General features: G+C 63.1%; 23 protein-coding genes. 9 read left to right on the plus strand and 14 right to left on the minus strand.

The window, feature by feature from the left end; translation table 11 throughout:
- Nucleotides 1-30: 30 nt before the first annotated feature.
- Nucleotides 31-810, minus strand: coding sequence for a substrate-binding periplasmic protein (locus J7655_RS16085; protein WP_230925297.1), 780 nt, complete (start codon nt 808-810; stop codon nt 31-33).
- Between the two features lie 248 nt (nt 811-1,058).
- On the opposite strand from J7655_RS16085, the gene J7655_RS16090 reads away from it, so the two are divergent.
- Nucleotides 1,059-1,847, plus strand: a complete 789-nt coding sequence (locus J7655_RS16090) for a substrate-binding periplasmic protein (protein ID WP_230925298.1) — start codon at nt 1,059-1,061, stop codon at nt 1,845-1,847.
- A gap of 104 nt (nt 1,848-1,951) precedes the next feature.
- Here J7655_RS16090 and J7655_RS16095 read toward each other — a convergent pair whose 3' ends face one another.
- The 12 genes from J7655_RS16095 to J7655_RS16150 form a co-directional block, all read right to left on the minus strand.
- Entirely contained in the window at nt 1,952-2,494 is a 543-nt protein-coding gene (locus J7655_RS16095; RefSeq protein WP_230927743.1) for a hydrolase, read from the minus strand.
- Between the two features lie 2 nt (nt 2,495-2,496).
- Nucleotides 2,497-5,931 carry an AAA family ATPase gene (locus J7655_RS16100; protein ID WP_230925299.1) on the minus strand — a complete coding sequence of 1,145 codons (3,435 nt, stop codon included), beginning with the start codon at nt 5,929-5,931 and terminating at the stop codon, nt 2,497-2,499.
- A gap of 48 nt (nt 5,932-5,979) precedes the next feature.
- Nucleotides 5,980-6,342 (minus strand): hypothetical protein, encoded by a 363-nt coding sequence (locus tag J7655_RS16105; protein WP_230925300.1) that lies wholly within the window; start codon nt 6,340-6,342, stop codon nt 5,980-5,982.
- Between the two features lie 95 nt (nt 6,343-6,437).
- The gene (locus J7655_RS16110) at nt 6,438-7,385 is read right to left on the minus strand and encodes a GGDEF domain-containing protein (RefSeq protein ID WP_230925301.1); all 948 of its coding nucleotides are present in this window, start codon (nt 7,383-7,385) and stop codon (nt 6,438-6,440) included.
- Nucleotides 7,386-7,417: 32 nt separating this feature from the next.
- Nucleotides 7,418-9,001, minus strand: a complete 1,584-nt coding sequence (tnpC, locus tag J7655_RS16115) for an IS66 family transposase (RefSeq protein WP_230925302.1) — start codon at nt 8,999-9,001, stop codon at nt 7,418-7,420.
- A 19-nt stretch (nt 9,002-9,020) separates the two neighbouring features.
- Nucleotides 9,021-9,380: an IS66 family insertion sequence element accessory protein TnpB gene (tnpB, locus tag J7655_RS16120; RefSeq protein ID WP_003460146.1), complete on the minus strand. Its 360-nt coding sequence runs from the start codon at nt 9,378-9,380 to the stop codon at nt 9,021-9,023.
- 69 nt (nt 9,381-9,449) lie between these two features.
- On the minus strand, nt 9,450-9,629 hold the full coding sequence (locus tag J7655_RS16125; protein ID WP_230925303.1) for a hypothetical protein: 180 nt from the start codon (nt 9,627-9,629) through the stop codon (nt 9,450-9,452).
- A gap of 400 nt (nt 9,630-10,029) precedes the next feature.
- On the minus strand, nt 10,030-10,407 hold the full coding sequence (locus J7655_RS16130; protein WP_230925304.1) for a hypothetical protein: 378 nt from the start codon (nt 10,405-10,407) through the stop codon (nt 10,030-10,032).
- Between the two features lie 285 nt (nt 10,408-10,692).
- Nucleotides 10,693-11,730 (minus strand): IS110 family RNA-guided transposase, encoded by a 1,038-nt coding sequence (locus tag J7655_RS16135; RefSeq protein WP_230927744.1) that lies wholly within the window; start codon nt 11,728-11,730, stop codon nt 10,693-10,695.
- On the minus strand, nt 11,649-11,951 hold the full coding sequence (locus J7655_RS16140) for a hypothetical protein (RefSeq protein WP_230925305.1): 303 nt from the start codon (nt 11,949-11,951) through the stop codon (nt 11,649-11,651). The genes J7655_RS16135 and J7655_RS16140 overlap by 82 nt, the downstream gene beginning before the upstream one ends.
- Before the next feature lie 411 nt (nt 11,952-12,362).
- Entirely contained in the window at nt 12,363-13,583 is a 1,221-nt protein-coding gene (sbcD, locus tag J7655_RS16145) for an exonuclease subunit SbcD (protein ID WP_230925306.1), read from the minus strand.
- Nucleotides 13,580-13,999: an Lrp/AsnC family transcriptional regulator gene (locus J7655_RS16150; RefSeq protein ID WP_125875136.1), complete on the minus strand. Its 420-nt coding sequence runs from the start codon at nt 13,997-13,999 to the stop codon at nt 13,580-13,582. The genes sbcD and J7655_RS16150 overlap by 4 nt, the downstream gene beginning before the upstream one ends.
- Before the next feature lie 122 nt (nt 14,000-14,121).
- On the opposite strand from J7655_RS16150, the gene yjeH reads away from it, so the two are divergent.
- From yjeH to J7655_RS16170, 4 genes are all read left to right on the plus strand, one after another.
- Complete coding sequence (gene yjeH, locus J7655_RS16155) at nt 14,122-15,375, plus strand: L-methionine/branched-chain amino acid transporter (protein ID WP_230925307.1); 1,254 nt, start codon at nt 14,122-14,124, stop codon at nt 15,373-15,375.
- Between the two features lie 110 nt (nt 15,376-15,485).
- Entirely contained in the window at nt 15,486-16,811 is a 1,326-nt protein-coding gene (locus J7655_RS16160) for a TAXI family TRAP transporter solute-binding subunit (protein ID WP_230925308.1), read from the plus strand.
- A 345-nt stretch (nt 16,812-17,156) separates the two neighbouring features.
- On the plus strand, nt 17,157-18,164 hold the full coding sequence (gene yejK, locus J7655_RS16165) for a nucleoid-associated protein YejK (RefSeq protein ID WP_143510255.1): 1,008 nt from the start codon (nt 17,157-17,159) through the stop codon (nt 18,162-18,164).
- 167 nt (nt 18,165-18,331) lie between these two features.
- Nucleotides 18,332-18,652: a glutaredoxin family protein gene (locus J7655_RS16170; RefSeq protein WP_230925309.1), complete on the plus strand. Its 321-nt coding sequence runs from the start codon at nt 18,332-18,334 to the stop codon at nt 18,650-18,652.
- A gap of 2 nt (nt 18,653-18,654) precedes the next feature.
- Here J7655_RS16170 and qhpR read toward each other — a convergent pair whose 3' ends face one another.
- Nucleotides 18,655-19,734: an AraC-like transcriptional regulator QhpR gene (gene qhpR, locus J7655_RS16175; RefSeq protein ID WP_230925310.1), complete on the minus strand. Its 1,080-nt coding sequence runs from the start codon at nt 19,732-19,734 to the stop codon at nt 18,655-18,657.
- A gap of 324 nt (nt 19,735-20,058) precedes the next feature.
- Here qhpR and exaC point away from each other — a divergent pair, with 324 nt between their 5' ends.
- From exaC to eutC, 4 genes are all read left to right on the plus strand, one after another.
- Entirely contained in the window at nt 20,059-21,579 is a 1,521-nt protein-coding gene (exaC, locus tag J7655_RS16180) for an acetaldehyde dehydrogenase ExaC (RefSeq protein WP_230925311.1), read from the plus strand.
- A gap of 162 nt (nt 21,580-21,741) precedes the next feature.
- Complete coding sequence (gene eutH, locus J7655_RS16185) at nt 21,742-23,001, plus strand: ethanolamine utilization protein EutH (protein WP_128578197.1); 1,260 nt, start codon at nt 21,742-21,744, stop codon at nt 22,999-23,001.
- Nucleotides 23,002-23,086: 85 nt separating this feature from the next.
- The gene (locus tag J7655_RS16190) at nt 23,087-24,481 is read left to right on the plus strand and encodes an ethanolamine ammonia-lyase subunit EutB (protein ID WP_074861244.1); all 1,395 of its coding nucleotides are present in this window, start codon (nt 23,087-23,089) and stop codon (nt 24,479-24,481) included.
- A gap of 15 nt (nt 24,482-24,496) precedes the next feature.
- Nucleotides 24,497-25,306: an ethanolamine ammonia-lyase subunit EutC gene (gene eutC, locus J7655_RS16195; RefSeq protein WP_230925312.1), complete on the plus strand. Its 810-nt coding sequence runs from the start codon at nt 24,497-24,499 to the stop codon at nt 25,304-25,306.
- The last annotated feature ends 25 nt before the right edge of the window (nt 25,307-25,331 follow it).

The following is a 25,331-nucleotide window of genomic DNA, read 5'->3' on the forward strand; positions in this document are numbered from 1 at the left end:
AGCGCCACGGGAATACCCATGGTCATTTTCTCAGGGATCGGGCCGCGCCAGATAAGCCCTGACGCGCGCCTGATACGCCGCCGAGTCACGCTGGCGCTGCACTTCACTCCAGATCCGCTCGGCCAGCTCGGGGTCACGCATCAGCAGCGCCCTGGACAGCATCAGGTAATAGGCTTTCTCTTCGAGTAGATGCGGCAACTTCTCCACCTGCCGAGCCAACTGCGGATTGGCCTGCAGGATGAAATCACCACGCATGGTCTGCAAGGCGACCGCTTCGACCCGGCCGTGCACCAGCATCTGCAATAACGCCAGCGGGTCGCGGCTCGACTCGTCCACCGCCAGCCCGTGGTCGAGCAACAGATCGCGGATGGAAAACCCGCTGAGCGAGCCGACCTGGCCATTGACCTGGCTGAAATGCCGGCCATCCCAGGACACCGCGCTGCCAACCCGGCGATACAGGGTATAGCGTGAGCTGTGCAAACGCCTGTGCGCGTCCACCTGCCCTCGGCTATCGCTCGGGTAATGGCCCATCTGCAGGCGTTCGGGCTTGAAGCTGGCGGCGAAGGCGCCGTCGTAGACCCCCTGTTCAAGCCCTGAAAGGCAGCGCTTCCAGGGCACTGCAACGTAAGTCACCTGCAGCCCCAAAGCCTGCTGAACCAGGCCGAGCAGTTCCAGGTTCAGGCCGGTGCCGTCGGTCATTACCCAGGGGAAGGAGTCCTGGTCTTCGTGACAGAAGGTCAGCGTCGGCTGCGCGCCGTAACAGGCGCCGGCCAACAGCCAGAACAGGCAGTAATGCAGCGCTTTGTGCAAAACGAGACTCCATCACCGGAATGCCTGACGCCAGGCCTTCGATTCGCGGCTTGCCACCGACTTGTTGCTCCAAGCATAGGCATATCTGCCTGCTGGCGCCCGCATCAAGTGGGTGCAAAAACCGATACAGGGTCATCCCCCAGGCTGTCATCATTTCACGCGCCTGAGAGCACGACGCTGACTGGGATCAACAGAACAAAAGCCGTAAAGTTGAATAATCCTCCCGCCTGAGCTGTCGGAGTCATCAGATGCGCCAACGCCTGTTAATCGCCCTGTTCGGCCTGATCGTCTGCAGCCCTCTGGGCGCTACCGAAGCCCCGCTGTTACGCATCAGCGCCGGCGAGTGGCCGCCCTACCTGTCAGCCCGGCTCGAACACCAGGGGCCAGTGGCCCACCTGCTGCGCGACCTGCTGGCCGAGGAAGGCTACCGTGTCGAATTCACCTTCCTGCCCTGGCCCCGCGCCTACGCCGAAGCCGCCGCAGGCCGGTTCGACGCCACCGCGGTATGGATGCACAAGACCGAGCGTGAGGCCGACTTTCTCTTCAGCGCCCCACTGCTCAACGAACAGTTCGTGTTCTTCCACCTGAAAACCCAGCCGTTCGACTGGCAGCGCTTCGACGACCTCAGTGGCATGACCCTCGGCGGCGGCCTGGAATACAGCTACGGGCCGGCATTCGATGCCTTTCTCGCCGAAGGCAAGGTGCTCATCGAACGAGTGTCCAGCGACCGGCAGAACTTCGAGAAGCTGCTCAAGGAGCGCGTGGTGCTCTACCCGCAGGAGCTCAACGTCGGCTACGCCGCGCTGCTCAACGAGTTCTCCAGCGCCGATGCCGAGCGCATCACCCACCACCCCAAACCGCTGCTGGTCAACCTCAGTTACCTGATGCTGCCCAAGCGCCTGGCGCAGAGCGAAGCGCTACGCGAGCGCTTCAACGCTCGCCTGCAACAGTTCCGCGACGACGGTCGTTACCAGAAGTATTTCGACGACCTGCAGGCTGGCCACTACCAACCCGGGCCGGAAGATGCCGCGCCATAACCGAAAAAACGTGGCGCCTGGATTCCCGCCTGCGCGGGAATGACGAGGACTCCAGACAGTCGTCATCCCCGCGAAGGCGGGGACCAAAAATGAGCAGTCAATGATCAGCGAATAAAGCCCTTGCTGACCTCGCGGAACAACTCGGTGCCAGCCTGTTCCAGCCACTCGAAGGCGACCATCTCGCGCGAAACGATCACCGCGCCGGCACGTTCCATGCGAGCCAGCCCCAAGGCCTTGTCGCGTGGCCGGCGCGATCCCACCGCCTCGTCGACCACGAACACTTCACGCCCGGCCGCCAGCAGGCCCATTACCGTCTGCAGTACGCAGACATGAGTTTCTGTGCCGCAGACGACGAACTGCCTGCGCTCGCCACCGGGCAAGTCGAACAGCCCAGCCCCGGCGGTTGCCGAAAAATGAATCTTCTCCCGCAACCCATCGCCCGGCAGCAGTTCATGCAGGGCCGGCTCGGTGTAGCCCAGCCCCTTGGGATATTGCTCGGTGGCGATCACCGGCACCTGCAGGCGCTGCGCCACGCGCACCAGCCAGGTGGCCTGCTCGACCACCGCCGTGCCGCCATCGATGGCGGGTAACAGGCGTTCCTGCAGGTCGATCACCAGCAGGGTGGAATCCTTCGCTCGCATCAACATCGTCATGCCCCTTCTTTGACTGCAAAACGTGCGTCGAGCCGGCTGTAACCCAGGCCAACGCCCTTGTGTACCCGTAACTGCACCGGAATGCGTTCCTTCATCGCCTCGACATGGCTGATCACGCCGATGGTCTTGCCGCTGGCGTTGAGGTTATCCAGCGCGTCCAGCGCCACCTCCAGCGTCTCGCCATCGAGCGTGCCGAAGCCTTCATCGAGAAACAGCGAGTCGATGCTGGTCTTGTGGCTGACCAGATCCGACAGTGCCAGGGCCAGCGCCAGGCTGACCAGAAAGCTCTCGCCACCGGACAGCGTGCGGCAATCGCGCGCCACGTCGGCCTGCCAGGTGTCGCGTACCTCCAGCTCCAGCTCGCCACTGCCCTTGCGCGCCAGTTGGTAGCGGCCATGCAGGCGCGTCAGTTGGCGATTGGCCAGGTGGATCAGGTGATCGAGGGTCAGGCCCTGGGCGAACTTGCGGAACTTGGCGCCATCGGCCGAGCCGATCAGGCCATTGAGTTGCTGCCACAGCGCATGTTCGCCGGTCTGCGCCTCGATCTCAGCGAACAACGCCTGCTGACTGCTACGTCGCGCCGCGTCGGCCTGCAACTGCGCGCGCAGCTCGCCCTGGCGTTCACTCAGGCCACGCAAACGCTCCTGCAATACCTGAATCTGCTCGACTAGCGCCTCCAGGCTCAACTCGGTTTGCGCTTCGGCCTGCAGGCGCTGCACCTCGGCCTGGGCTGCAGCCTGCAGGGTCATGGCCTGGGTGTGCGCGCGTTCGAGATCCGCCTTGAGCTGCAGCAAGCGCTGGCGTTCGTCTTCACTCAGCACGGCCGTTTCGAACGCCGCCTGATCGGCGAAGGGGCTGCTGGCTAGCGCCTCTTGCCAGGTCTGCCAGCAGCTTTGCAGGCGTTGCTGTTCGCGCGCCAGCAAGGCGATCTGGGCCTGCTCGTTGCCGGCCAGGCCGTCGCGTTCACGCTGGGTGGCGGCCAGCCGCTCGGCCGCCTCGCGCAGCGCCTGCTGCGGGTCGGCCGCCGCTACCGGAGCCTGCTGGCTCGGCGCACCCGCCGCCTGCCAACGTTGTTGCCAGTGCTCGGCCTGCGCCTGGGCTTCGTCCAGTTGTCGCTGTGCTTCGCGTGCGCGTTGCAGCAACTGCAGCTCGTCCGCCTGCGCCTGCTGCCAGGCTTGCCAGGCGGCTTTCTGCTGCATCAACCAGCCTGCACTGTCGGCCGGCAACGCGCTGGCGAAGCCTTGCAGACTGGCCAGCAATGCCTGGCTCAACTGCGCCTGCTCGGCCTGCAAATCACTCAGTTGAGTCTGTTGGTCAGCCAGACGCGCCTGGGTGTTGTCCAGATCACGGCTGAGCAACGCCTGCTGCCGCTCGGCCTCGGCCTGCGCGCGCTCGCCCTTTTCACGTACCTCACGCAGGCGCTGCAGTTCGGTTTGCTGCGCCTGCACGGTTTCCAGGCGCGCCTGCACCGCCGCCAGTTCGTGCTCGTGCTGCTGTTGCAGAACGACCAACTCGGCAACGGTCTGCAGCCGGATGTCATGCTCGTTCAGTTGTTGCTGCCACTGCTGATCCAGCGGCAGCCATTGCGCCTCGGCCTGCGCCTGTTGCGCCTGCACCTGCTCGATCTGCGCGGCCAGGCGGGTCAGCTCATCGCGCATATGGGCGCCCTGGCTTTCCAGCTCGCTCAACTCACTGCGGCACTGCGCCAGCGCCTGCTCGGAGGCCGAGACGTTCAGCGCCTGGTATTGGCTGATCGCCGGATGCTCGTGCGAGCCGCACAGCGGGCAGGCATCGCCCGGTTGCAGGCGGGCGCGATGGGCCTCCAGATCCTGAATGCGTTGTTCCTGCTCCAGCAGCTTTTCCTTGTCGGCGACCTGCTGCTTGAGTGTCTTGTAGCGCTCGCGCAGGGTCGTGATTTCCGCGTTCTTGCCGCTCTGCAAACCTTGCAGCTCGGCCAGGCGCGGCGGCAGTTCGCCCAGTTGCCTGGCCAGCGCTTCGCGGCTCTGCGCCAATTGCTGCAGCCGGTCGAATACCCGGCTGCGTGCTTGCAGACGCTGCCAAACCTGGCGCAAGCCGGCCTCACCGGCGTCCCCCAGCAGCGCCAGTACGGCGCCTTGCTGCTGTGCCTCGGCGTCGCGCGCCTGCTGCACCTGCTGCTGCAACGTCGCCAGGCGCACGCCCTGCTCTTCACGCTGGCGCTGCAGCGTCGTCAGTTGTGCAGCGGATTCGTCCAGGCGCATCTGCGTCGCCTGCAACGCCTGCTCAGCCTTTGCCCGCTGCGCAAAACGCTCGTCCCAGCCACTGAGCAATTCGCCCAATCGCGCCTGCTGGCGGTGCTCGCTCAGCCAGGCCTGCACCTCAGCGTGCTGATGCTGCACCTGCGTCAGGGCGGCCAGGCGCTCGTCACGCCAATGCGTGGCCTGGCCACTGGCCTGCCACAGCGCCTGGCGCTCACGCTCGGCGCACGCCTGCATCTGCTCGCGCAGGGCCAGTAGCCCTTGTTCAACCTGCTGGCAATCGTGCTGCGCCTGCTGCCAGCCCTGGTGCAGCGGCTGCAAACGTGCGGCGGGCTCGCTGGCGGCCAGGCGCTGTAGATCATGGCCGGCATCAGCCTGACGCTGGCGGGCCTGCTCCAGCCGCAATGTGGCTTCGGCAGCCTGTTGCTCGGCGCGCTGCAACACCTCACGCCAGCGCTGCTGCGCCAGCAGCGTCTGTTGTTCGGCCAGCAGTGGCGCCTGCTCCTGCGCCAGGCGCTCGGCTTCGGCCTGCAACTCGGTGCGCTGCGCTTCGTCCAGCAACTCCATGCCCTGGGCACGGCTTTTCAGCAGGCTCAGCACCTGCTCCGCCGCCTTGGTGCGTTCGTAGACCTGCTGCGAAATCTGCCCGTACACCTCGGTGCCGGTCAGCTCCTCCAGCAGCTCGGCGCGCTGGTTGGCATTGGCTTCGAGGAAGGCGGCGAAACCGCCCTGCGCCAGCAGCATGGATTTGGTGAACCGCTCGAAGTCCAGGCCGGTCAGTTCGGCGGTCAGGCTTTCCTTTTCACGAATCTTGTCGGTGAGGATTTCACCGTCGGCCATCCGCGCCAGCTCCACCTTGGGCGCCTGCAGCGCGCCGTCGATCTTGTCCCGCGCACGGCGCTGGCTCCAGAAGGCGCGGTAGCCCTGGCCTTTGACCTCGAACTCGACCTCGGCCAGGCAATCGGCGGTGTGTCGCGTCATCAGCTCGTTGCCACTGGCCGACAGCGTGCTCATGCGCGGCGTGCGGTGATACAGGGCCAGGCAGATGGCATCGAGCAGCGTGGTCTTACCGGCGCCGGTCGGCCCGGTGATGGCGAACAGGCCACTGCCGGCGAAAGGCTCGGCAGCGAAGTCGATCTTCCATTCGCCCTTGAGCGAGTTGAGGTTCTTGAGGCGCAGGCTGAGGATTTTCATGCACAGGTCGTAAGCCGATGGAGGCGCACATTCTGGCATATCGGGGATTCAGTCGCGGCAATAGCCCTCGCCGCTGCGCACGGTCAGGCAGTTCTGTTTGTCCAGCAGCCACTTCATGCCGGTGGCCTCGCCGTCGCTGGCACGGATGCGCTCCACCACACCGTCACGGACGAAGACGATCTGCCCACCCTGCGCCCGGCCGACAAAGCGTCGTGGGCCGTCGAGATTGGCGATGGTCAGGCGGTAATCGGCGGGCGTGCCGGTGATCTCCAGGTAGGTGCCCTCCGGCCCGTTCCAACGGCCCTGCCATTGCTCGGTCACGCGGCCATCCTGCTCACTGGCGGACGTGGCGCAACCCGCCAGTAACAACGGCACGGCAACCACACAGAGGGTCTGGGCAATTCTTTGCATAAAGCGTCTCCAGTCAGAAAAACACCACCTCGCACGCAGGCCAGGCAATGTCGGCTGCGCAACATCGCGCAATGGGTATGTTTCCAGGCGCTCCCTCAGAGCGTTTCGACACAGTCACGGCCATTGGCCTTGGCACGGTACATCGCCTGATCCGCGCGCTCCATCAGGCTGTCCAGGCTTTCGCCGGGGCGGTACTCGGCAATGCCAAAGCTGGCACTCTTGTGCTGCACCCGCTCGAAGGAAAATCCGTTGATACGTTTTTGCAGGGCATGTACCGCACGCTCGGCGCTGGCAGCATCCGTCTCCGGCAGGATGATCAGAAACTCCTCGCCACCAAGCCGGCCAACCTTGTCCACCACACGCACGCCATCACGCAGCAGCCCGGCGAACTGCCGCAGCACACTGTCCCCCACGGCATGCCCGTAAAGATCGTTGACGTTCTTGAAGTGATCGATATCGATCAGCACCACCGAAAATGGCGCGCCGTAACGGTTGGCCCGCGCCACCTCCTCGATCAGAAAATGCAGGGTGCGCGCACGGTTCCACAGCCCGGTCAGGCTGTCGACACTGGCGCTCAGCGCCAGGCTGTCTTGATGCAGGAACATGCGCTTGTGCGCCTTCTCCAGCATAAAGGCACTGAGCAGACCAAAGGAGAACGACGCCAGCGTCCAGATCAGATGCAGACGCTGCGGCCCAGGCGCAAGCGTCTCTTCGAGGGTAACCAGCATGATCGCCAGCATCGATAGCATTGCCGTAAGCATGGCGCGCTTGAGCGCCAGCCCGGAGATGGCGAACGTCCACATCAGGTTCAGATAGATCTCCGGCGCATACAGCACAAAGCGTGGCGTGCCGGCGTTGAAATACAGGTTGGACAACACCGAAACGATAGGCGCCGTGGTCAACAAGGCCAGCATCAACGAATGCCGCTCAGGACGAAAACTCAACAGACCGACGGACAACAACATGCCCGGTACCAACAGCGCATGGATGACCAGGCGCAGCAGCGGTTGATCGCTCTCCACGTTCTGCTGTAACCGCTCCATAAACCCCACCTACTGCTGATGGAGCGGGTCTGTCAGGATGCGCTCACTGGCGAGCAATTCCACGGCAGCAGCGCTTCGTAATCCTCGACGCTATTGGCGGCCGGCAGGCGTTCGAGGATGTGGCGCAGCCAGGCGTAAGGCTCCTGGCCATTGGCCTTGGCGGTTTCGATCAGGCTGTAGATCTGCGCGCTGGCCGTGGCCCCCTTGGGCGTGTCGCTGAACAGCCAGTTCTTGCGCCCGATAACGAACGGGCGGATGGCGTTCTCCGCGCGGTTGTTGTCGATCGGGAGATGTCCACCTTCGACGTAGCGCACCAGCTTTCTCCAGTTGCTGGCCAGGTAGTTCACCGCCCTGCCCAGCGCCGTCTGCCCGACGACCTGCGGCTGGGTCTTGTCCAGCCAGGTCTTAAGTTGATCGAGCAGCGGCTGGCTGCGTTGCTGACGGGCGACCAGGCGCTCGGTATCGCAAGCGTCCTTCAGGTCCCGCTCGATGCCGTAGAGCTTGTTGATCAGGTTCAACGCCATGTCGGCACGGCCGGTTTTGCCCTTGGGTTGCACTTTCTGCGCCTCGACGAACTTGCGCCGCGCATGCGCCCAGCAGCCGAGGCGTTCGATGCCTTCTTGCGCGGCCACGGCGTTGTAGCCGGCGTAGTCGTCGGTCATCAGGTAGCCGCGATAACCATCGAGCAGGCGCAGCGGCACCTCCTGCGCGCGGCTGGCGGTGTAGTCGAAGAGGATCACCGGCTTATCCGGTGGTCCACCGCTTTGTACCCACATCCAGGACTGCGCGGTGGGATCGCGTCCCGGTTCATGCAGTACCTGCAAGCGCGTTTCGTCGCAGTGCAAAACGGGGTATTCGAGCAACTTGTCGCGCAGCAGGTTGAGCAGCGGTTGCAGTTGCTCGCCGCTCTGGATCACCCAGCGCGCCAGGGTCTGGCGCGGGATCTCGACGCCGTGGCGGCTGAGCATCTTCTCGAAGCGGTACAGCGGGATGCCGTCGGCGTATTTGGTGGTCAGCAGCATCGCCAGCACACTGGGGCTGGCCAGGCTCTTCTCGATCAGTTGGGCCGGCTTGTCGGCAGTGATCGGCGCCGCTTCGCAGGCCTTGCAGGCGTAGGTCTTGCGGATATGGCGGATGACCCGCACCTGCATCGGGATGATCTCCAGCTGCTCGCTGGTCTCCTCGCCGATGAGCTGTTTGCAGGCGCCACAGGCGCAAGTCAGCTCGTGCTCGGGCAGGTCGTGGATGACCTCGACACGCGGCAGGTTGGCCGGCAACGGCTTGCGCTTGCCACGGCGCTTGACCGGCGCAACGATTTCTTCGGCTTCGGCTTCGGCTTCGGCTTCGGCTTCGGCTTCGGCTTCGGCTTCGCTTGGCGCGGCGGACAGCGCTTCGATCAGCTCTTCGGCCTCGTTGAACATGGCCAACTGCGGCGAGTCGGTATCTTCAGGGCTGCGCTCGGACTTGGGCGAGAACAACTTGTGGCGCAGCAGGGCGACCTGTTCCTGAAGTTGTTCTATGCGAGCATCTTTCGCAGCCGCCTGTTCACTGGCCAGCAGCAGTAAATGCTTGAGCAGGATTGGGTCGTCAGGAAGGGGGGCGGGCACGGCGATCATGGCCGTGGATTATACCGGCTCAGGTCACGAAACGCGGCGTCAGTATCTGGTGCGGACGGTTGCGCCACAGGTCGATGCCGTCGAGCAGCCAGTTCAACTCATCGACCGTCAGCTCGATGGCCTCGTCGCCGGCATCGGGCTTGGTCTTGAAGCGTTCGGCTTCCAAACGCTTGAGCCACAGGCAGAAGCCATTGCGCTCCCAGTAGAGGATCTTGACCTGACTGCGGGTGCGGTTGAGGAACACGAACAGCACGGGGTTGAACACTTCCACCTTGATGTCCAGCTCGACCAGAGCGGCCAGGCCGTTGATGGATTTGCGGAAATCGACGGGCTTTGGGTAGAGATAGACCTTCTGCACCTTGGCGTCGGGACGCATCATGACGGAGCTCCACGGGAAAAAATGGGGAGCCCAGCATCCGGGAACGGACAGGTCAGTTGAAGGTGGGGTTTATGGAGCGGTTACGTTCTGCTCGATGGCCGCGTAGATCAGGTACAGCACCATCGTCAGGAAGGCGACATAACGAATCTGCGCAATCTTGGCCTGCCGATACCACTGCTCGAATGCCTGCCGGGTAGCCTCGGGCAAGCCGTGCAAGGGATCCAGCGCTCGCCCCCAGGTCGTGATCACGGCCCTTTCGCTCCCCAGTCAAAAAGCCACTACTGACAGCATAGAACGACTTCCGGGCGCCACTTCACCGCGCCGGGACTTTTCGTGGGGTTCTGACAATGTTCTGCAAACATGCCATCCCTTGGCCTGGGGATGGTGTTTGCGCAGGGCGCGTGAGGGTTACAGAGATTGGCTGCACGGCGCTACTCCGCCGCACGCAAACCCTGCAGCGCAGCAGGGCCGATCACGACAATGATCCGCGTGATCGACTGAACACCTGGACACCGCTGCGCGAACTACAGAATGGCCAGGGCGGAAAAGCCCAGAATAGGCCAGGATACGCATGCAACCGCGCTGACGAGAGGATCAAAAAACTATTGCTCACTACTTGCGGGGAGAGTTCATATACATTTGTTAGACATTACACCGCTAATTGGATGAACGGGAAAGCAGTTCTAAATTCTGCAAGGACAGCCTGACTCATATGTAACGAGCTTATAGCACGTTCTCTAGTTGGGCCGTCAAAAACCTCGCGATTACGTAGGTATGTAATGCCAAGAATTGCTTCATCCTCCTGACTTGTAAAACTACGACAAGGGCTGAAGCCGATTACCTTGTAGATATGGAAGCGAGGAGCATCAAAGCTCAGCAATTCAACTATGTAATCAGGACATGCTTCAGTTGATTCCATGATTCGTGTAGCCCATTGCTGCAATTCATCTGTGCTGATTGAGTTACTGAGATAGCAATTCACGACAAAAGCAATGGTTGATGAATTCTCTCGGGTGAGTCCGTTCATGATCTGGGTCTAACGTTTGTATATGGACTCTCCCCACAAGTAGTGAGTAAAGCTTTGCTTTTGCACCTGTCGTCAGCGCGGTTGCATTCGTATATCCGGCCTGTTCTGGGCGCTACCGCCCTGGCCATTCTGTAGTTCGCGCAGCGGGGGCCAAGCGTTCAATCGATCACGAGGATCATCATTGTTATCGGCCTTGTTCCGCTGCAGGACTCACCTGTACCGACAATGCTGCTGCTCACCACAACCACAAGAAAACCATCACACCTTTACTGATTACCCCCGCCGTCAGGCGGGCTTTCCGCTCTGCCAATTGCCATTGAACCGCCGCTCGTGGCACCACACCGCCCAGCAGATCCGCACCAGTTTGTTGGCCAGCGCCACCGCCGCCGCCTTGTTGTGGCCGATACGGGCTGCTGTCTGCACAGCCCAGCGCTGCAGTTGGGTCAGTTTTTCCGGTGTGCGGGCCTGGCAGCGTTGTGCCGCCAGCAAGGCCGCGCGGGATCCATGGATAAACAAAGTGCGCACATAGACATTGCCCTGTCGGCTGATATGGCCGAGCTTGCGGCTATTGCCACTGCTGAACTCGCGCGGTGTCATACCCAGCCAGGCGCTGAGCTGGCGACCATTGGCAAAGCGCTCGGGCTTACCGACAGCGGCGGTCAGGGCACTGGCGGTCAGCAAGCCAATACCACTGACTTCATCCAGTTTGCGTACGATTTCATCGTCAGCGTGCCAGCGCTTAAGTTGCTGTTCGCATTCGGCCATGCATTGTTCGTACAGGTTGATCTCAGCCAGGACGATATGCAGCAGACGGCTCAAGGATGCGAGTTCAGGCTGCTCAACCAGCTCACTAGCTGCACGGATAAAGGCGGCGGTCGAGGTCGGGGCTTCGATGCCCGCTTCACGCAGCATGCCGCGCAGCAGGTTGATGCGCTGGGTGCGGCTCTTCTTCCAGGTTTCCCGCAGCCCATGCAATTGCTGGAGCTGTTGTTGCTCGTGGCTCTTCACCGGCACGGGATGAATATCGGTGCAGCGCGCCGCTTCGAGCATGGCATCGCAGTCATTGCGGTCGGTTTTGTTACGACGGCGATAGGGCCGCACGTAGCGCGGGTGCAGCAGCTTGACCTGATGGCCGAGCGATTGCGCCAAGCGCCCCCAGTAATGTGCCGTACCACAGGCTTCCATCACCCACTCGACCGGCTCGGCCTGCTCCTGTATATATCGCCGGAACGCCTCTCGGTTCAGCCGCTTGCGCTGCACCACCTGGCCGAATCGGACACTCTCGGCAACTTGGTAAACGGACTTGGCCAGATCAACAGCGATACTTCACCATTTTCGCCTTTTCTGAAGAGTTTAACAATTTCGTCAGAGTGCTCTCTCATGGCCTTTTCGATGGCTTCAAAACTCACATGCGCCTCAGATGCAACGCCATTTATTGTTCTGAATTTATAGTTTGGATTTTCTAGGGCGCGTTTAATTTTCTCGTAGCTGCTCTCTGGCGCTTTGTTCGTTCTTTTTTTCTTATTGCTATTTATTTTATTCATTCTCCCTCCTTGGCGTAGGGGCTAGAAAAGCACATAACAGTGATTAGATGGAAGGCGGTACTAACACGATAGTAGAGCCTTCCATCTAACTCCGCACTATCGTCACGCCAACCACAAAGAAAAACCATTTAAATCAATACGCTACCGCCACATCACTGTCCTGCCAACGTATTCGCTTGACTTCCTCTTTTTGCTCAACCATTACCACTATACAAAAACAGGCAAGGAGTCGGCCATGGCGACCTCCTGCCAATCTCGATTGCACGAGCAGCAGCGTCGGCTGGCTAGAGCAACACGACACCCATCGAATCGCACCTGGGTTTCGCTGTGCTCTACCCAGGCTACGGGCAGGCACTTGGCTGGATTGTTGCGAGGGCCATTCCCGGATTGCATCCGGGCTACGGGGTGCCGTTAGGCGTTGGGCAGTGTTTCCAGCACTTGCCAATACAGCCCTTGCAAGCGCTGGGCATCCTCTTCCTGCAAGGCTTCCTGCTGCAGGCGGCGGACGAAGACGTCTTCCACGGATAGTTCGTCCAGCGTTTCCCGCGCTTCGCTGGTCAGGTTGGCCGATGCGTTGCCACGTTCGCGGCGGATGCGTAGCACTTCGACGGGGTGACCTTCGCACAGGGCGTTGATGCGGCTTTGCAGGTCGCTCAGGTAGTCATCGGTGCTCACTTGCACTTCCAGCCATACGGGCCGTTCGGGTGTGCCCTGCTTGGCGATTTCGGCGATGGCATCGGCCAGTTCCTTGAGCGAGCCGCGCAGGCTCGCCATTGGCTGAAATACCGGCACGGGCAGCGCTGTGATCGAGTGCAGCGCGGCCTCGCCGAACTGCAGCAGCAGCACTTCCTTCTGCTGGCGCGCTTCGTCGAAGGACAGGGCAATGGGCGAGCCGCAGTAGCGGACATGCTCCAGACCGCCAACCTTTTGTGGGCGGTGGATATGGCCGAGGGCGATGTAGTCGGCTGGCGGGAAGGCGCTGGTAGGGAAGGCTTCCAGGCTGCCGACGTAGATTTCCCGTACCGACTCGCTGGCACTGGCGCCGACGGTGGTCAGGTGGCCGGTGGCGATGATCGGCAGTGCCAGGCCCAGTGCCTCGCGCTTGCTCAGCGCCAGCTCGTGTAACGCGCGGTAGTGCTCGGCGATGGCCTGTTGCAGCGATTGCTGTTTGTCCTGTGCGCTTTGCCCGGCCTGGCTGGACATGACGTCACGCGGGCGGATAAAGGGGATGGCGCAGAGGATGGCGCCCGGCTGGCCAGCGCGATCCTTCAGCAGCAGCACCTGTTCGGCCAGATCGACTCCCACACCCGGCACCACATGCGTGCCCAGTTGCGCCAGCAGGCTGCGACTCTCACCGAGCATGGCCGGTGAATCGTGGTTGCCGCCGAGCACCACCAGGGCGCAACCGGCATCGCGCAGCGCCACCACCAGGCGGTAATACTGCTCGCGGGCATAGCTGGGTGGCGCGCCGGTGTCGAACACATCGCCGGCGATCAGCAGCACGTCCACCTGATGCGCGCGCACCTGCTCCAGCAGCCAGGCGCAAAAAGCCTGGTGTTCGGCCTGGCGGGTCTTGCCCATGAAGTGCTGGCCAAGGTGCCAGTCGGATGTATGCAGGACGCGCAGGCTCATAGCGGCCAGTCCTGCACGACGATATGGGTCTTGACCCGCTGCATCTGCGGGAAGGCTTCGATGGCCGCGCGCACTTCGCTCAGGCGCGCCATGCTCGGTGCTTCGACCTGCACCAGCATGTCGGTTTCGCCGCTGATGCCGCTGCAGTGGCGGATTTCCGGGTATTCGCGCATGCGCTCGACATAATCCTGGCAGCGCCCATTCTGGTAGAAGAGTTCGAGGAAGGCCTTGACCCCGCCCTCGCCTGGCACCGCCACCTGGGCGTGATAGCCGCGAATCACCCCGCTCGTTTCCAGCTGGCGAATGCGCTCGCTGACCGCCGAACGTGACAGGTTGACCTCACGGGCGATGTGGCTGACGGAGGTGCGCGCGTCGCTGCGCAGCAGGGCGAGGATCTGGCGATCGAACTTGTCCACGGGCTTCTCGGGGTGGCAATCAGGTTGACGGAGGAAACCGCCATTTCGTCGGCAAAAGGCGACAGCCTGCAAGCGGGCGGCGCTCTACCATGGCGGCTTCAATAAAGGCGTGAGCATACCCCATGAGTCGATTGAACAAGGAGTTGGGCCTGCTGCAGGGTGTCGCCCTGCTCAGCACCTCACTGCTCGGCACGGGCATCTTCGTGGTGCCGGCGTTGGCCGCCACGGCCGCAGGCGCGGCGTCGCTATGGGCCTGGATGATCCTCATTGCTCTGGTGCTGCCGGTGGCCTTCACCTTCGCTCAATTAGGCAAGCGCTTCCCACATGCCGGCGGCGCGCCGCACCTGATCGGCCGCGCCTTCGGCCAGCGCATGGAAGGCGTCAGTGCCCTGCTGTTTCTCGCCGTGCTGCCGGTCGGGCTGCCGGCTGCGCTGCATATCGCCAGCGGCTTCTGGCTGGCGCTGTTCGACCTTGATCGCGTCGGCCTGTTGGCCATCGAACTGGCCACGCTGGCTGCCATTCTGCTGCTTGGCCAGCGCCCGCCAAAAGCTTCGGGCCTGCTGCAGGGGTTGATCGCCGTGGCCATCGTTGCCAGCGTTGCGCTGATCTGGTGGATGGGTGATCTGCCGCGCGCCAGCCAGCCGCTGCTGCCAGCCATGGACGGCCAATGGCATTTGCTGCCGACAGCGCTGGGGGTGATGTTCTGGTGCTTCGTCGGCATCGAGGCCTTCACTCACCTGGGCGAGGAGTTCAAACGCCCCGAGCGCGACTTCCCCCTGGCGCTGCTGCTCGGTGTGCTGCTGGCTGGCCTGGTGTACTGGGCCTGTTCGGTGGCGGTGCTGAGTTTTGCCACCTACGGTGACGTGCACAGCGATACCACCGCGCTGCCGCGCCTGTTCGAGCAACTGCTCGGCGACCAGGCACGCGCGCTGGTGGCGGTGCTGGGCTACCTGGCCTGCTTCGCTTCGATGAACGTATACATCCAGGGGTTCGCCCGGCTGATCTGGAGCCTGGCCGAAGAAGGTCGCCTGCCCGCCAGCCTGGCCGTGCGCAACTGCCAGGGCGTGCCGGGCAAGGCCTTGTTGCTGGTGGTGATCAGTTGCGCGCTGTGCGCCGTGCTGTCGGCCACGCTGAAGCTGTCGGTGGATGACCTGATTCGCTATGCCAATGGTAACTTCGTGCTGATCTACCTGTTCAGCATGGCAGCGGGCTGGGTGCTGTTGCGCGGTATCTGGCGTTTGCTGGCCGGGCTGAGCACGCTGCTCTGTGCGGCGGTGCTGGTGATGCTCGGCAGCGATGCGTTGTATGCCGTGGCACTGCTCGTCGCCCTGCTGCTGCTCGATCATCTGCGCGCCCGGCACAAGGCGCTGGCGTAGCGATCCTCCGCGCATGCCTGATGGCGGATGAAAGAGCGTCATCCTCACCACGGATGACCTTGGGGAACATGGGTTCTATCCTTAGGCTGAATTTGCCGAAAGGAAGCCTCATGCGCCGCATACTCAATGACCTGAAAATCATGATCCTGGCCAACCTGTGGGTGGTGCCGGTGGTGGCCGCGCTGGTCTGGGCGCTGTTCCAGTTCGTCGCGCCGCCACCGCCGATGAGCGCCAGCATGGCCACCGGCACGCAAGGCGGCGCCTATCAGCAGTTTGCCGAGCGACTGAAGGAAGAACTGGCCAAGGAAGGTTTCGAGCTCACCCTGGTACCCACCTCCGGCTCGCGTGACAACCTGCAACGCCTGCTCGCCGAGGCGCCCGAGGTGCAGATCGCCCTGGTGCAGAGCGGCCTGGAGCGCCAGTTGGCGCCTGACGAACAACGCCAGTTACAGAGCCTGGGGGCGATCTATCAGGAGCCGCTGTGGCTGTTCTATCGCCGTGACATTGAGTTGGATCGCATTGCCGACCTGCTGCCGCTGCGCCTCGGCCTGGGCGGCGAAGGCAGTGGTACGCGCGCCGCCAGCGACGCCATCCTCGGCGCCAACGCCATCGTCCCCGAGCAGTATCCCGACACCTGGCAGAGCCTCGGCGGCGGTAAGGCCGCTCGCGCATTGATGGCGGGCGAGCTGGACGCGGCCTTCTTCGTCGGCCCGGCAGAAAATGCCCTGGTGCAGCAACTGGCCGCCAACCCGGACATCGCCCTGGCGCACTTTCGCCGTGCTGCGGCCTACGAGGCGCGCCTGCCCTTCTTCAATCAGGTGAAGGTCGGTGAAGGCCTGCTCGATCTGGCCAGCAATGCGCCGGACCGCGACATTGTCACCCTGGCCCCGGTGGCCACGCTGGTGGTCAATGACGACTTCAACCCCGGCCTGGTGCCGCTGTTTCTCGCAGCCAGCCGTGAGGTGATGAAGAACGGCAATCTGCTCGACGCCGCCGGCACCTTCCCCAGCGCCGAGCCGCGCACCTTCGAGCTGCACAAGGATGCCGGGCATTACTACGCCAAGGGGCTGCCGATTTTGCAGCGCTACCTGCCGTTTCGCATCGCCTCGCTGGCCGACCGCTACATCATCCTGCTGATCCCGCTGATCGTGGTGATGATCCCGCTGTTCAAGGCCGTTGGGCCGATCTACCAGTGGCGCATCCGCGCGCGCATCTACCGCTGGTACAAATACCTGCGCGAGATCGACCGCAAACTGCACGCCGGCTCACTGCCGGACGCGCTCGGCAGCGAAATCGAGCGGCTGGAGAAACTGGAAGACGAACTCGCCGCGGTGGAAGTGCCGCTGTCGTACTCCAATGAGCTGTACGAGCTGCACATGCATGTGCGCTATGTGATCGAGCGGTTGCGCGAGTTGCAGCGGCGGCGGCAGCCGTAGGGTGGACATCGCTTTTTCATGTCCACCGATGCGCAGTGGATGGAAAAAGCGCCTCCACCCTGAGTAAAAGTGAAGTAGCCGTTTCTGACGGTTAGGAGCCGCGCCTCGCGGCGAATGGTTCAGGCAACCTCGATCATGAGCTGAACCCACCATTCGCCCTGGGGCGGGGCTCCTACAGTTCGTGGACAACGCGAAGTTTGTCCATCGCTTGGACTGAGCCCGCGACGACTTCTGTGGGCTTTAGCCGCGAGCGGCTGCATAGCGTTCACCGATGCATGCGCACCAGAATCCATGACCCGCTTCGGGTAAACTTCGGCTCTTGTTTCATTTGCCCACGAGACCGCCATGCCGATCCGTCACTGCATCGTCCACCTGATCGACAAGAAGCCCGACGGCAGCCCCGCCGTGCTGCACGCCCGCGACAGCGAGTTGGCCACGTCGCAAGCCATGGAGAACCTGCTGGCCGACCTCAACGAGAGCTACAACGCCAAGCAGGGCAAGGCCTGGGGGCTGTTCCACGAGGAATCCGGCGCCTACCCGTTCAGCGGCTGGCTCAAGGCCTATCTCGATGGCGAGCAGGACTTCACCGCCTTCAGCCGCCAGGCCGTCGAGCACCTGCAGAAGCTGATGGAAGAATCTAACCTGTCCACTGGCGGCCACGTGCTGTTCGCCCACTACCAGCAAGGCATGACCGACTACCTGGCCATCGCCCTGCTGCACCACAGCGAAGGCGTGGCGGTGACCGACGCGCTGGACGTGACGCCGGCCAAGCACCTGGATCTGGGCCAGTTGCACTTGGCCGCGCGCATCAACATCAGCGAGTGGCAGAACAACAAGCAGTCCAAGCAATACATCTCCTTCATCAAGGGCAAGAACGGCAAGAAGGTCTCGGACTACTTCCGCGACTTCATTGGTTGCCAGGAAGGCGTCGACGGCCCCGGCGAAACCCGCACCCTGCTCAAGGCCTTCAGCGACTTCGTGGAAAGCGAAGACCTGCCCGAAGAACAGGCCCGCGAGAAGACCAAGACCCTGGTCGGCTACGCTACCGGCCAGGCCAAGATGGGCGAGCCGATCACCCTGGAAGAGCTCTCCGGGCTGATCGACGAGGAACGCCCCAAGGCCTTCTACGAGCACATCCGCAACAAGGACTACGGCATGGCCCCGGAATTTCCGGCGGACAAACGTACCTTGAGCCAGTTCCAGCGCTTTACCGGGCGTGCTGAAGGGCTGTCGATCAGCTTCGAGGCGCACCTGCTGGGCTCGAAGATCGAATACGACGAGGGCCGCGACATGCTGATCATTCGTCAGTTGCCGACCCAGTTGAAAGATCAGCTCAAGCGGCGGCAGGATTGATGCATTCGTAGGGCGGGCCGGGTGGCGATCCGCTTTAGTCCACCAAAGCAGTCCAAGTCGGCACCCGAGCTACCTTAGGAAGCTGAGATCGTTGTTGGTGGGCTGAAGCCCACCCTACAAACCTACGGGCCTGACATGACCGCGCTATCACACAAGGACGCGAAACCATGAAGACGATTGTATTGCTGCTCGCCGCGCTGGCTCTGTGGCAGAACTGGGACAAGATCGACCGCTGGTTGAACCCGCCGCAGGCCGGCAACGCCAGCGGCGAGATCGTGCTCTACGCGACGCAATGGTGCGGTTACTGCGCCAAGACCCGCGAGCTGTTCGCCGAGGATGGCATTGCCTATCGCGAAGTGGATATCGAGAACGATGCGGCTGGCCGCGCCCAGTACCAGGCGCTGGGTGGCCGGGGCGTGCCGGTGATCGATCTGCGCGGCCAGGTGATTCACGGCTACGACGTGCGCGCCATCCGCGCCGCCTACTGACCTCAACTCAGCGAACCATCCTCACGCCGCCACTGCCGTGGGCTGACGCCGAACCAGCGGCGGAAGGCGCGCGAGAAGGCGCTGGTTTCCGAATAGCCGAGCAACGGCGCCAGGTGCGAGATGGGTAGCTGCGGCTGGCGCAGGTAACGGTTGGCCAGTTCGCGGCGCACGTTGTCCACCAGTTGCGAGAAGCTCAGCCCCTGCTCACGCAGGCGCCGCTGCAGCGACCAACTGGCCATGCCGAGCATTTCCGCGACATCTTCCAGCGCCGGCTCGCCGTACAGCAGACGCTGGCGAATCTGCTCGCGCACGTCGTTGACCATATCCCGCTCACCACGCCCGCACAGGGCGCTGATCTGGTTCAGCGAGTCCTGCATGACCATCAGCAGTACCGGATCACTGTCCGGCATGGCGCGGTCGAGGCCGCGCTTGGGAATCAGCAGGGAATTGCACGGCTGCTCGAAATACACCGGCGCATCGAACACCTTACAGTGCTCGTGCCAATGCTCTGGCCGTGGGTGTTCGAAGTGCACCGCGCGCGGCGCCCACTGCGGGCCAAGCACATGACGCACCAGGTTGAGGGCCATGCCCAGGGTCAACTCGGCATCCTGGCGGCGGCTGAGAATGGCGCCATGGCGCACTTGATAGTCGAAGCGGTAGCACTCGCCCTCGTCGACCAGGCGGATCAGGCTGTTGCGCTGGTGCAGCGGAAAGGCGCGGGCGAAGTTGATCAGCGCCTGTTCCAGGGTCGCCGAGCACAGCCCGATATAACCAAGCAGGCCAAGCGCCTGCGGCTTGAACTGCTGACCGTAGTACAGACCGAAGTTGTCGCAGCCGGACTGATGCGCGGCTTCTTCCAGCACCTGGCAGTAATTGGGCAGCGCCAGGCTCAGGGTCGGATGGCGCAGGCACTCGGGGTCGATGCCGGAGACCCCGAGGATACGATCCGGGTCACCGCCCTGCTTTTCGATGAAGCCGCACAGGCCACTCGCAGCAGCCGCCAGCACACCCGCATTAGCCGGCGCACCGGACAACAGCGAAGCGCCGAACGAACCACCTGCCTGGGAGAGAAAGGCACTCATCGGGGCCTCCTTGGTAACAGTGCGTTTCGACAAGCAAGAAATACGCCTGCACTGTCGCACCGCAAAACCACGGTTCAAACGCCACCTCCGTGCCCCGCCCTGCCAGGCGAGTGAGTCATTTTGAAACATTCGCACCAAAACGCAGCGGACGACTTGACCCATTACGACACAGGCAGCGTTGGCGCCTGCAAAGTTGACTTTGCACGACAGCAAGCCCCCTGTGCAGTCAAGTTGCGCCCATGAAATCGGCTCATGATCGACCCAGGCTGAACGTCAGCTCACCTGCTACGTACAACTACAACAACATCGTTTCGGAGAACGCTCATGATTTATGCCAAGCCTGGAACTAGCGGCGCCGTCGTCACCCTCAAGCCGCGTTACGGCAACTACATCGGTGGCGAGTTCGTCGCCCCGCTCAGCGGCCAGTATTTCAGCAACACCAGCCCGGTCGACGGCTCGGTGATCGCCGAATTTCCCCGTTCCAACGCCGCCGATATCGACAAGGCACTGGACGCCGCGCATGCCGCCGCCGATGCCTGGGGGCGCACCAGCGTGCAGGAACGCTCGCACATCCTGCTGAAAATCGCCGACCGCATCGAAGCCAACCTCGAGCTGCTGGCCGTGGCCGAAACCTGGGACAACGGCAAGGCCGTGCGTGAAACCCTCAACGCCGACGTACCGCTGGCTGCCGACCACTTCCGCTACTTCGCCGGCTGCATCCGCGCCCAGGAGGGTAGCACCGCCGAGATCAACGACGGCACCGTGGCCTACCACTTCCACGAGCCGCTGGGCGTGGTCGGGCAGATCATCCCGTGGAACTTCCCGCTGCTGATGGCCGCCTGGAAACTGGCTCCGGCCCTGGCCGCCGGCAACGCCATCGTGCTCAAGCCAGCCGAGCAGACGCCGCTGTCGATCACCCTGCTGATGGAAATCATCGGCGACCTGCTGCCGCCGGGCGTGCTCAACATCGTCCAGGGCTTCGGCCGCGAGGCTGGTGAAGCGCTGGCCACCAGCAAGCGCATCGCCAAGATCGCCTTCACCGGCTCCACCCCGGTCGGTTCGCACATCCTCAAATGCGCGGCCGAGAACATCATTCCGAGCACCGTCGAGCTGGGTGGCAAATCGCCGAACATTTTCTTCGCCGACATCATGAACGCCGAGCCGGCCTTCATCGAGAAAGCCGCCGAAGGTCTGGTGCTGGGCTTCTTCAACCAGGGCGAGGTGTGCACCTGCCCGTCGCGTGCGCTGGTGCAGGAGTCGATCTACGACGCCTTCATGGTCGAGGTGATGAAGAAGGTCAAACAGATCAAGCGCGGCAACCCGCTGGATACCGAGACCATGGTCGGTGCCCAGGCCTCGCAACAGCAGTTCGACAAGATCTTGAGCTACCTGGAGATCGCCCAGCAGGAAGGCGCGCAGGTGCTGACCGGTGGCGCCGCCGAGCGTCTGGACGGCGACCTGGCCAGCGGTTACTACATCCAGCCGACCCTGCTCAAGGGCACCAACCAGATGCGCGTGTTCCAGGAAGAGATCTTCGGCCCGGTGATCGGTGTGACCACCTTCAAGGACGAAGCCGAAGCCCTGGCCATTGCCAACGACACCGAGTTCGGCCTAGGCGCCGGCGTGTGGAGCCGCGACATGAATGTCGCCTACCGCATGGGCCGTGCGATCAAGGCTGGTCGCGTGTGGACCAACTGCTACCACCTGTACCCGGCGCATGCTGCCTTCGGCGGCTACAAGAAGTCCGGGGTCGGGCGTGAAACCCACAAGATGATGCTCGATCACTACCAGCAGACCAAGAACCTGCTGGTGAGCTACGACATCAATCCGCTGGGGTTCTTTTAATCCACCGTTGTTTACGGTCTGCCATGCACAAGACGCGGCTCACGCCCGTTCGGATCGTCCGCAAGCCGGCCCTGCTGCCTCTGCGCAGAGGGCTCGGCCAAGGCAGCGTTCGAGCGGGCCAATACCGCACCGTCACTCAATAAAGACAGTCAGGGCACAGCAATGGATCAGATAGGTAATTACGTTCTCTACATCATCATGGCCTGCGCCGTTGCAGGGGCGTTCGCGGCCATCTACGACAGCGAGAAGGGCCTGGGCAAGGAGTTCATGGAGGGCATCCACGCCACCGGCTACATCTTCGTACCGGCGGCCGGCATCATGGCCTCCATCCCGTATCTCACGGTGATCATCGAGAAGGCTTGCGGGCCGTTTTTCAACGCCCTCGGCGCCGACCCGGCACTGGCCGCGACCATGATCATCGCCTCGGACATGGGCGGCTATCACTTGGCATCGGCGCTGGCGTCGAGCAAGGAAGCGCTGGTCATGGCGCTGATCACCGGCTTCATGGGTGGTGCCACCATCGTCTTCTCCATCCCCATGGGGCTGGCGATGCTCGACAAGCGTGACCACAAATACATGGCACTGGGCATCATGTCCGGCATCCTGACCATTCCGCTCGGCGTACTGATTGCCAGCGTATTGCTGGTAGCGAGCGACCCGATGATCCGCGAAGTGGTCGCCACCAATGGCGAGGCGACCTATCAGCTGGCCATGGGCCTGGGCAGCATCTTCGCCAACCTGCTGCCGATCATCGTCTTCGTCGTTGCCCTGGCTGCCGGCCTGCGCTTTCTGCCGGATCTGATGATCAAGGGCTTCATCGGTTTCGGCCGTGGCCTGGACGCGATGATCAAACTGGTGCTGGTATTCTCCATCGTCGAGTACTTCACCGGGGTGTTCACCATCGTCTTTGGTGGCTGGGGCTTCGACCCGATCATCGCGGACGCCGAAGACCAGACCCGCGCCCTGGAAACCGCCGGCTACATCGGCATCATGCTGGCGGGCGCTTTCCCTATGGTCTACCTGCTGCGCAAATACTTCGGCGGCCCGCTGGAACACCTGGGCAGCAAGGTCGGTCTGAGCGCCGTGGGCAGCGCCGGCATGCTCGCGACCATCGCCAACATCCTGGCCATGTTCCGCCTGGTGCGCTTCATGCCACCGAAGGACAAGGTGATCAACATCGCCTTCGCCGTCTGCGCGGCCTTCCTGCTGGGTGACCACTTGTCCTTTACGGCCAACTTCCAGCCCACCATCATCCTGCCAGTGCTGATCGGCAAGCTGATCGCAGGTTTTGCCGCCATCGGCCTGGCCTATTGGCTATCGGTGCCCAAGGCGCTGGAACTGGAGCAACAGGATCGCGCTGTCGGCATCATCGAACAGGATGAGTACCCGGTCGCAGGTAAGCCGCAGGTCAGCCCGGCCTGACAACCGCCGCAACGCCTGACGCCTGCCACGCAGACGCCGGGCGTTGCCCGACGGCGAACGAGAGAGACTGGTTGAGGACAGATACATGGCAAGCTACTCCCACAGCATGGCCGGCCAGACCTGGCGCTTCGACAGCCTGCGCGAGCTGATGGCCAAGGCTACGCCGGCACGCTCCGGCGACTACCTGGCCGGCGTCGCGGCCAGCAACGATGCCGAGCGCGCCGCCGCGCAGATGACGCTGGCCAATGTGCCGCTGAAGACCTTTCTGCAGGAGGCGCTGATTCCCTATGAGAGCGACGAAGTCACCCGCCTGATCATCGACACTCATGATGCCCAGGCCTTCGCCCCGGTCAGCCACCTCACGGTGGGCGGGTTTCGCGACTGGCTGCTCTGCGACGACGCCGACGAAGCCAGCCTCACGGCGCTGGCCCCTGGGCTGACGCCGGAGATGGTCGCGGCGGTGTCGAAGATCATGCGTATTCAGGATCTGGTTCTGGTGGCGCAGAAGACCCGCGTGGTCACCCGCTTCCGCAACACCCAGGGGCTGCGCGGGCGCATGTCCACCCGCCTGCAACCGAACCACCCGACCGACGATCCGGCCGGCATCGCCGCCAGCGTGGTCGACGGCCTGCTCTACGGTAACGGCGATGCCATGATCGGCATCAACCCGGCCACCGACAGCATGAGCGCCGTATGCACCCTGCTGGAGATGCTCGATGCGGTGATCCAGCGCTACGAGATTCCCACCCAGTCCTGCGTGCTGACCCACGTCACCAGCTCCATCGCTGCCATCGAGCGCGGCGCGCCGCTGGATCTGGTGTTCCAGTCCATCGCCGGCACCGAGGCGGCCAATGCCAGCTTCGGCGTCAGCCTCAAGGTGCTGCAGGAAGGCTACGAAGCCGGCCTGAGCCTCAAGCGCGGCACCCTCGGCAACAACCTGATGTACTTCGAAACCGGCCAGGGCAGCGCGCTGTCGGCCAACGCCAACCACGGCGTCGACCAGCAGACCTGCGAAACCCGCGCCTACGCCGTGGCTCGCCACTTCAACCCGTTTCTGGTCAATACCGTGGTCGGCTTCATCGGCCCGGAGTACCTGTACAACGGCAAGCAGATCATCCGCGCCGGGCTGGAAGATCATTTCTGCGGCAAGCTGCTCGGCGTGCCCATGGGCTGCGACATCTGCTACACCAACCATGCCGAAGCCGACCAGGACGACATGGACATGCTGCTGACCCTGCTCGGCACGGCGGGCATCAACTTCATCATGGGCATTCCCGGCTCGGATGACGTGATGCTCAACTACCAGACCACCTCCTTCCACGATGCCCTGTATGCACGCAAGGTGCTCGGCCTGCACGCTGCACCGGAGTTCGAGGCCTGGCTGGCGCGCATGGGGATTTTCCAGCAACAGGGTGGCCGCCTGCGCATGGGCGATGAGCTACCTCCGGCATTTCGCCAGGCGTTGGCGCAGTTGTCCTGATCAATCGAGGCCGTCATGAGCGAAAAGTCCCCCGCCACCGCAAACCCCTGGCAGCAACTGCGCCAATTGACACCGGCACGCATTGCACTGGGCCGCGCCGGCACCAGCCTGCCGACTGCTGCGCAACTGGATTTCCAGTTCGCCCACGCCCAGGCGCGTGACGCCGTGCATCTGCCATTCGACCACACTGCCCTGCGCGAAGCGTTGCATGACCGCCAGTTGCCCACCCTGTTGTTGCACAGCGCCGCCGCCGACCGTCACACCTACCTGCAACGCCCGGATCTGGGCCGGCGCCTGCACGAAGATGCCGCACGCCTGCTCGATGACTACGCCGCCGAGCACGGCCGGGGCTGTGACCTGGCCATCGTCATCGCTGACGGCCTGTCATCGCTGGCAGTGCACAAGCACAGCCTGCCGTTTCTCGACCGTTTGCTGGAGCAGGTGCAGGCAGAAGGCTGGTCGCTGGCACCGATTACCCTGGTGGAACAGGGCCGGGTGGCCGTTGCCGATGAAGTGGGGCAGCGCCTGGGGGCGAAGATGACGGTGATCCTGATTGGCGAGCGCCCCGGCCTGAGTTCGCCGGACAGCCTGGGCCTGTACTTCACCTACGCGCCGCGCGTCGGCCTCAACGACGCCTACCGCAACTGCATCTCCAACGTGCGCCTGGAGGGTCTGAGCTATGGCATGGCCACCTTCCGCCTGATGTACCTGATGCGCGAGGCCTGCCGCCGCCAGCTCTCGGGCGTCGATCTCAAGGACGAAGCCGAAGTGCCGACGCTGGACAGCGCCGGGCCGGGTAATTTTCTGCTGCCGGATCAGCGTTGAAGCGGTTGCTTAGCGCCTCGATGCA

The organism is Pseudomonas wenzhouensis, assembly GCF_021029445.1.
Classification (GTDB): domain Bacteria; phylum Pseudomonadota; class Gammaproteobacteria; order Pseudomonadales; family Pseudomonadaceae; genus Aquipseudomonas; species Aquipseudomonas wenzhouensis.

Coding starts and splice junctions, on each gene's coding strand:
- J7655_RS16170 (WP_230925309.1), top strand. CDS start 18,332: ATGAAGACGATTGTATTGCTGCTCGCCGCGCTGGCTCTGTGGCAGAAC.
- qhpR (WP_230925310.1), bottom strand. CDS start 19,734: ATGAGTGCCTTTCTCTCCCAGGCAGGTGGTTCGTTCGGCGCTTCGCTG.
- J7655_RS16190 (WP_074861244.1), top strand. CDS start 23,087: ATGGCAAGCTACTCCCACAGCATGGCCGGCCAGACCTGGCGCTTCGAC.
- J7655_RS16130 (WP_230925304.1), bottom strand. CDS start 10,407: ATGAACGGACTCACCCGAGAGAATTCATCAACCATTGCTTTTGTCGTG.
- tnpC (WP_230925302.1), bottom strand. CDS start 9,001: ATGATCGCCGTGCCCGCCCCCCTTCCTGACGACCCAATCCTGCTCAAG.
- yjeH (WP_230925307.1), top strand. CDS start 14,122: ATGAGTCGATTGAACAAGGAGTTGGGCCTGCTGCAGGGTGTCGCCCTG.
- J7655_RS16100 (WP_230925299.1), bottom strand. CDS start 5,931: ATGAAAATCCTCAGCCTGCGCCTCAAGAACCTCAACTCGCTCAAGGGC.
- yejK (WP_143510255.1), top strand. CDS start 17,157: ATGCCGATCCGTCACTGCATCGTCCACCTGATCGACAAGAAGCCCGAC.
- J7655_RS16140 (WP_230925305.1), bottom strand. CDS start 11,951: ATGAATAAAATAAATAGCAATAAGAAAAAAAGAACGAACAAAGCGCCA.
- eutC (WP_230925312.1), top strand. CDS start 24,497: ATGAGCGAAAAGTCCCCCGCCACCGCAAACCCCTGGCAGCAACTGCGC.
- tnpB (WP_003460146.1), bottom strand. CDS start 9,380: ATGATGCGTCCCGACGCCAAGGTGCAGAAGGTCTATCTCTACCCAAAG.
- J7655_RS16105 (WP_230925300.1), bottom strand. CDS start 6,342: ATGCAAAGAATTGCCCAGACCCTCTGTGTGGTTGCCGTGCCGTTGTTA.
- J7655_RS16160 (WP_230925308.1), top strand. CDS start 15,486: ATGCGCCGCATACTCAATGACCTGAAAATCATGATCCTGGCCAACCTG.
- J7655_RS16090 (WP_230925298.1), top strand. CDS start 1,059: ATGCGCCAACGCCTGTTAATCGCCCTGTTCGGCCTGATCGTCTGCAGC.
- exaC (WP_230925311.1), top strand. CDS start 20,059: ATGATTTATGCCAAGCCTGGAACTAGCGGCGCCGTCGTCACCCTCAAG.
- sbcD (WP_230925306.1), bottom strand. CDS start 13,583: ATGAGCCTGCGCGTCCTGCATACATCCGACTGGCACCTTGGCCAGCAC.
- J7655_RS16110 (WP_230925301.1), bottom strand. CDS start 7,385: ATGGAGCGGTTACAGCAGAACGTGGAGAGCGATCAACCGCTGCTGCGC.
- J7655_RS16095 (WP_230927743.1), bottom strand. CDS start 2,494: ATGTTGATGCGAGCGAAGGATTCCACCCTGCTGGTGATCGACCTGCAG.
- eutH (WP_128578197.1), top strand. CDS start 21,742: ATGGATCAGATAGGTAATTACGTTCTCTACATCATCATGGCCTGCGCC.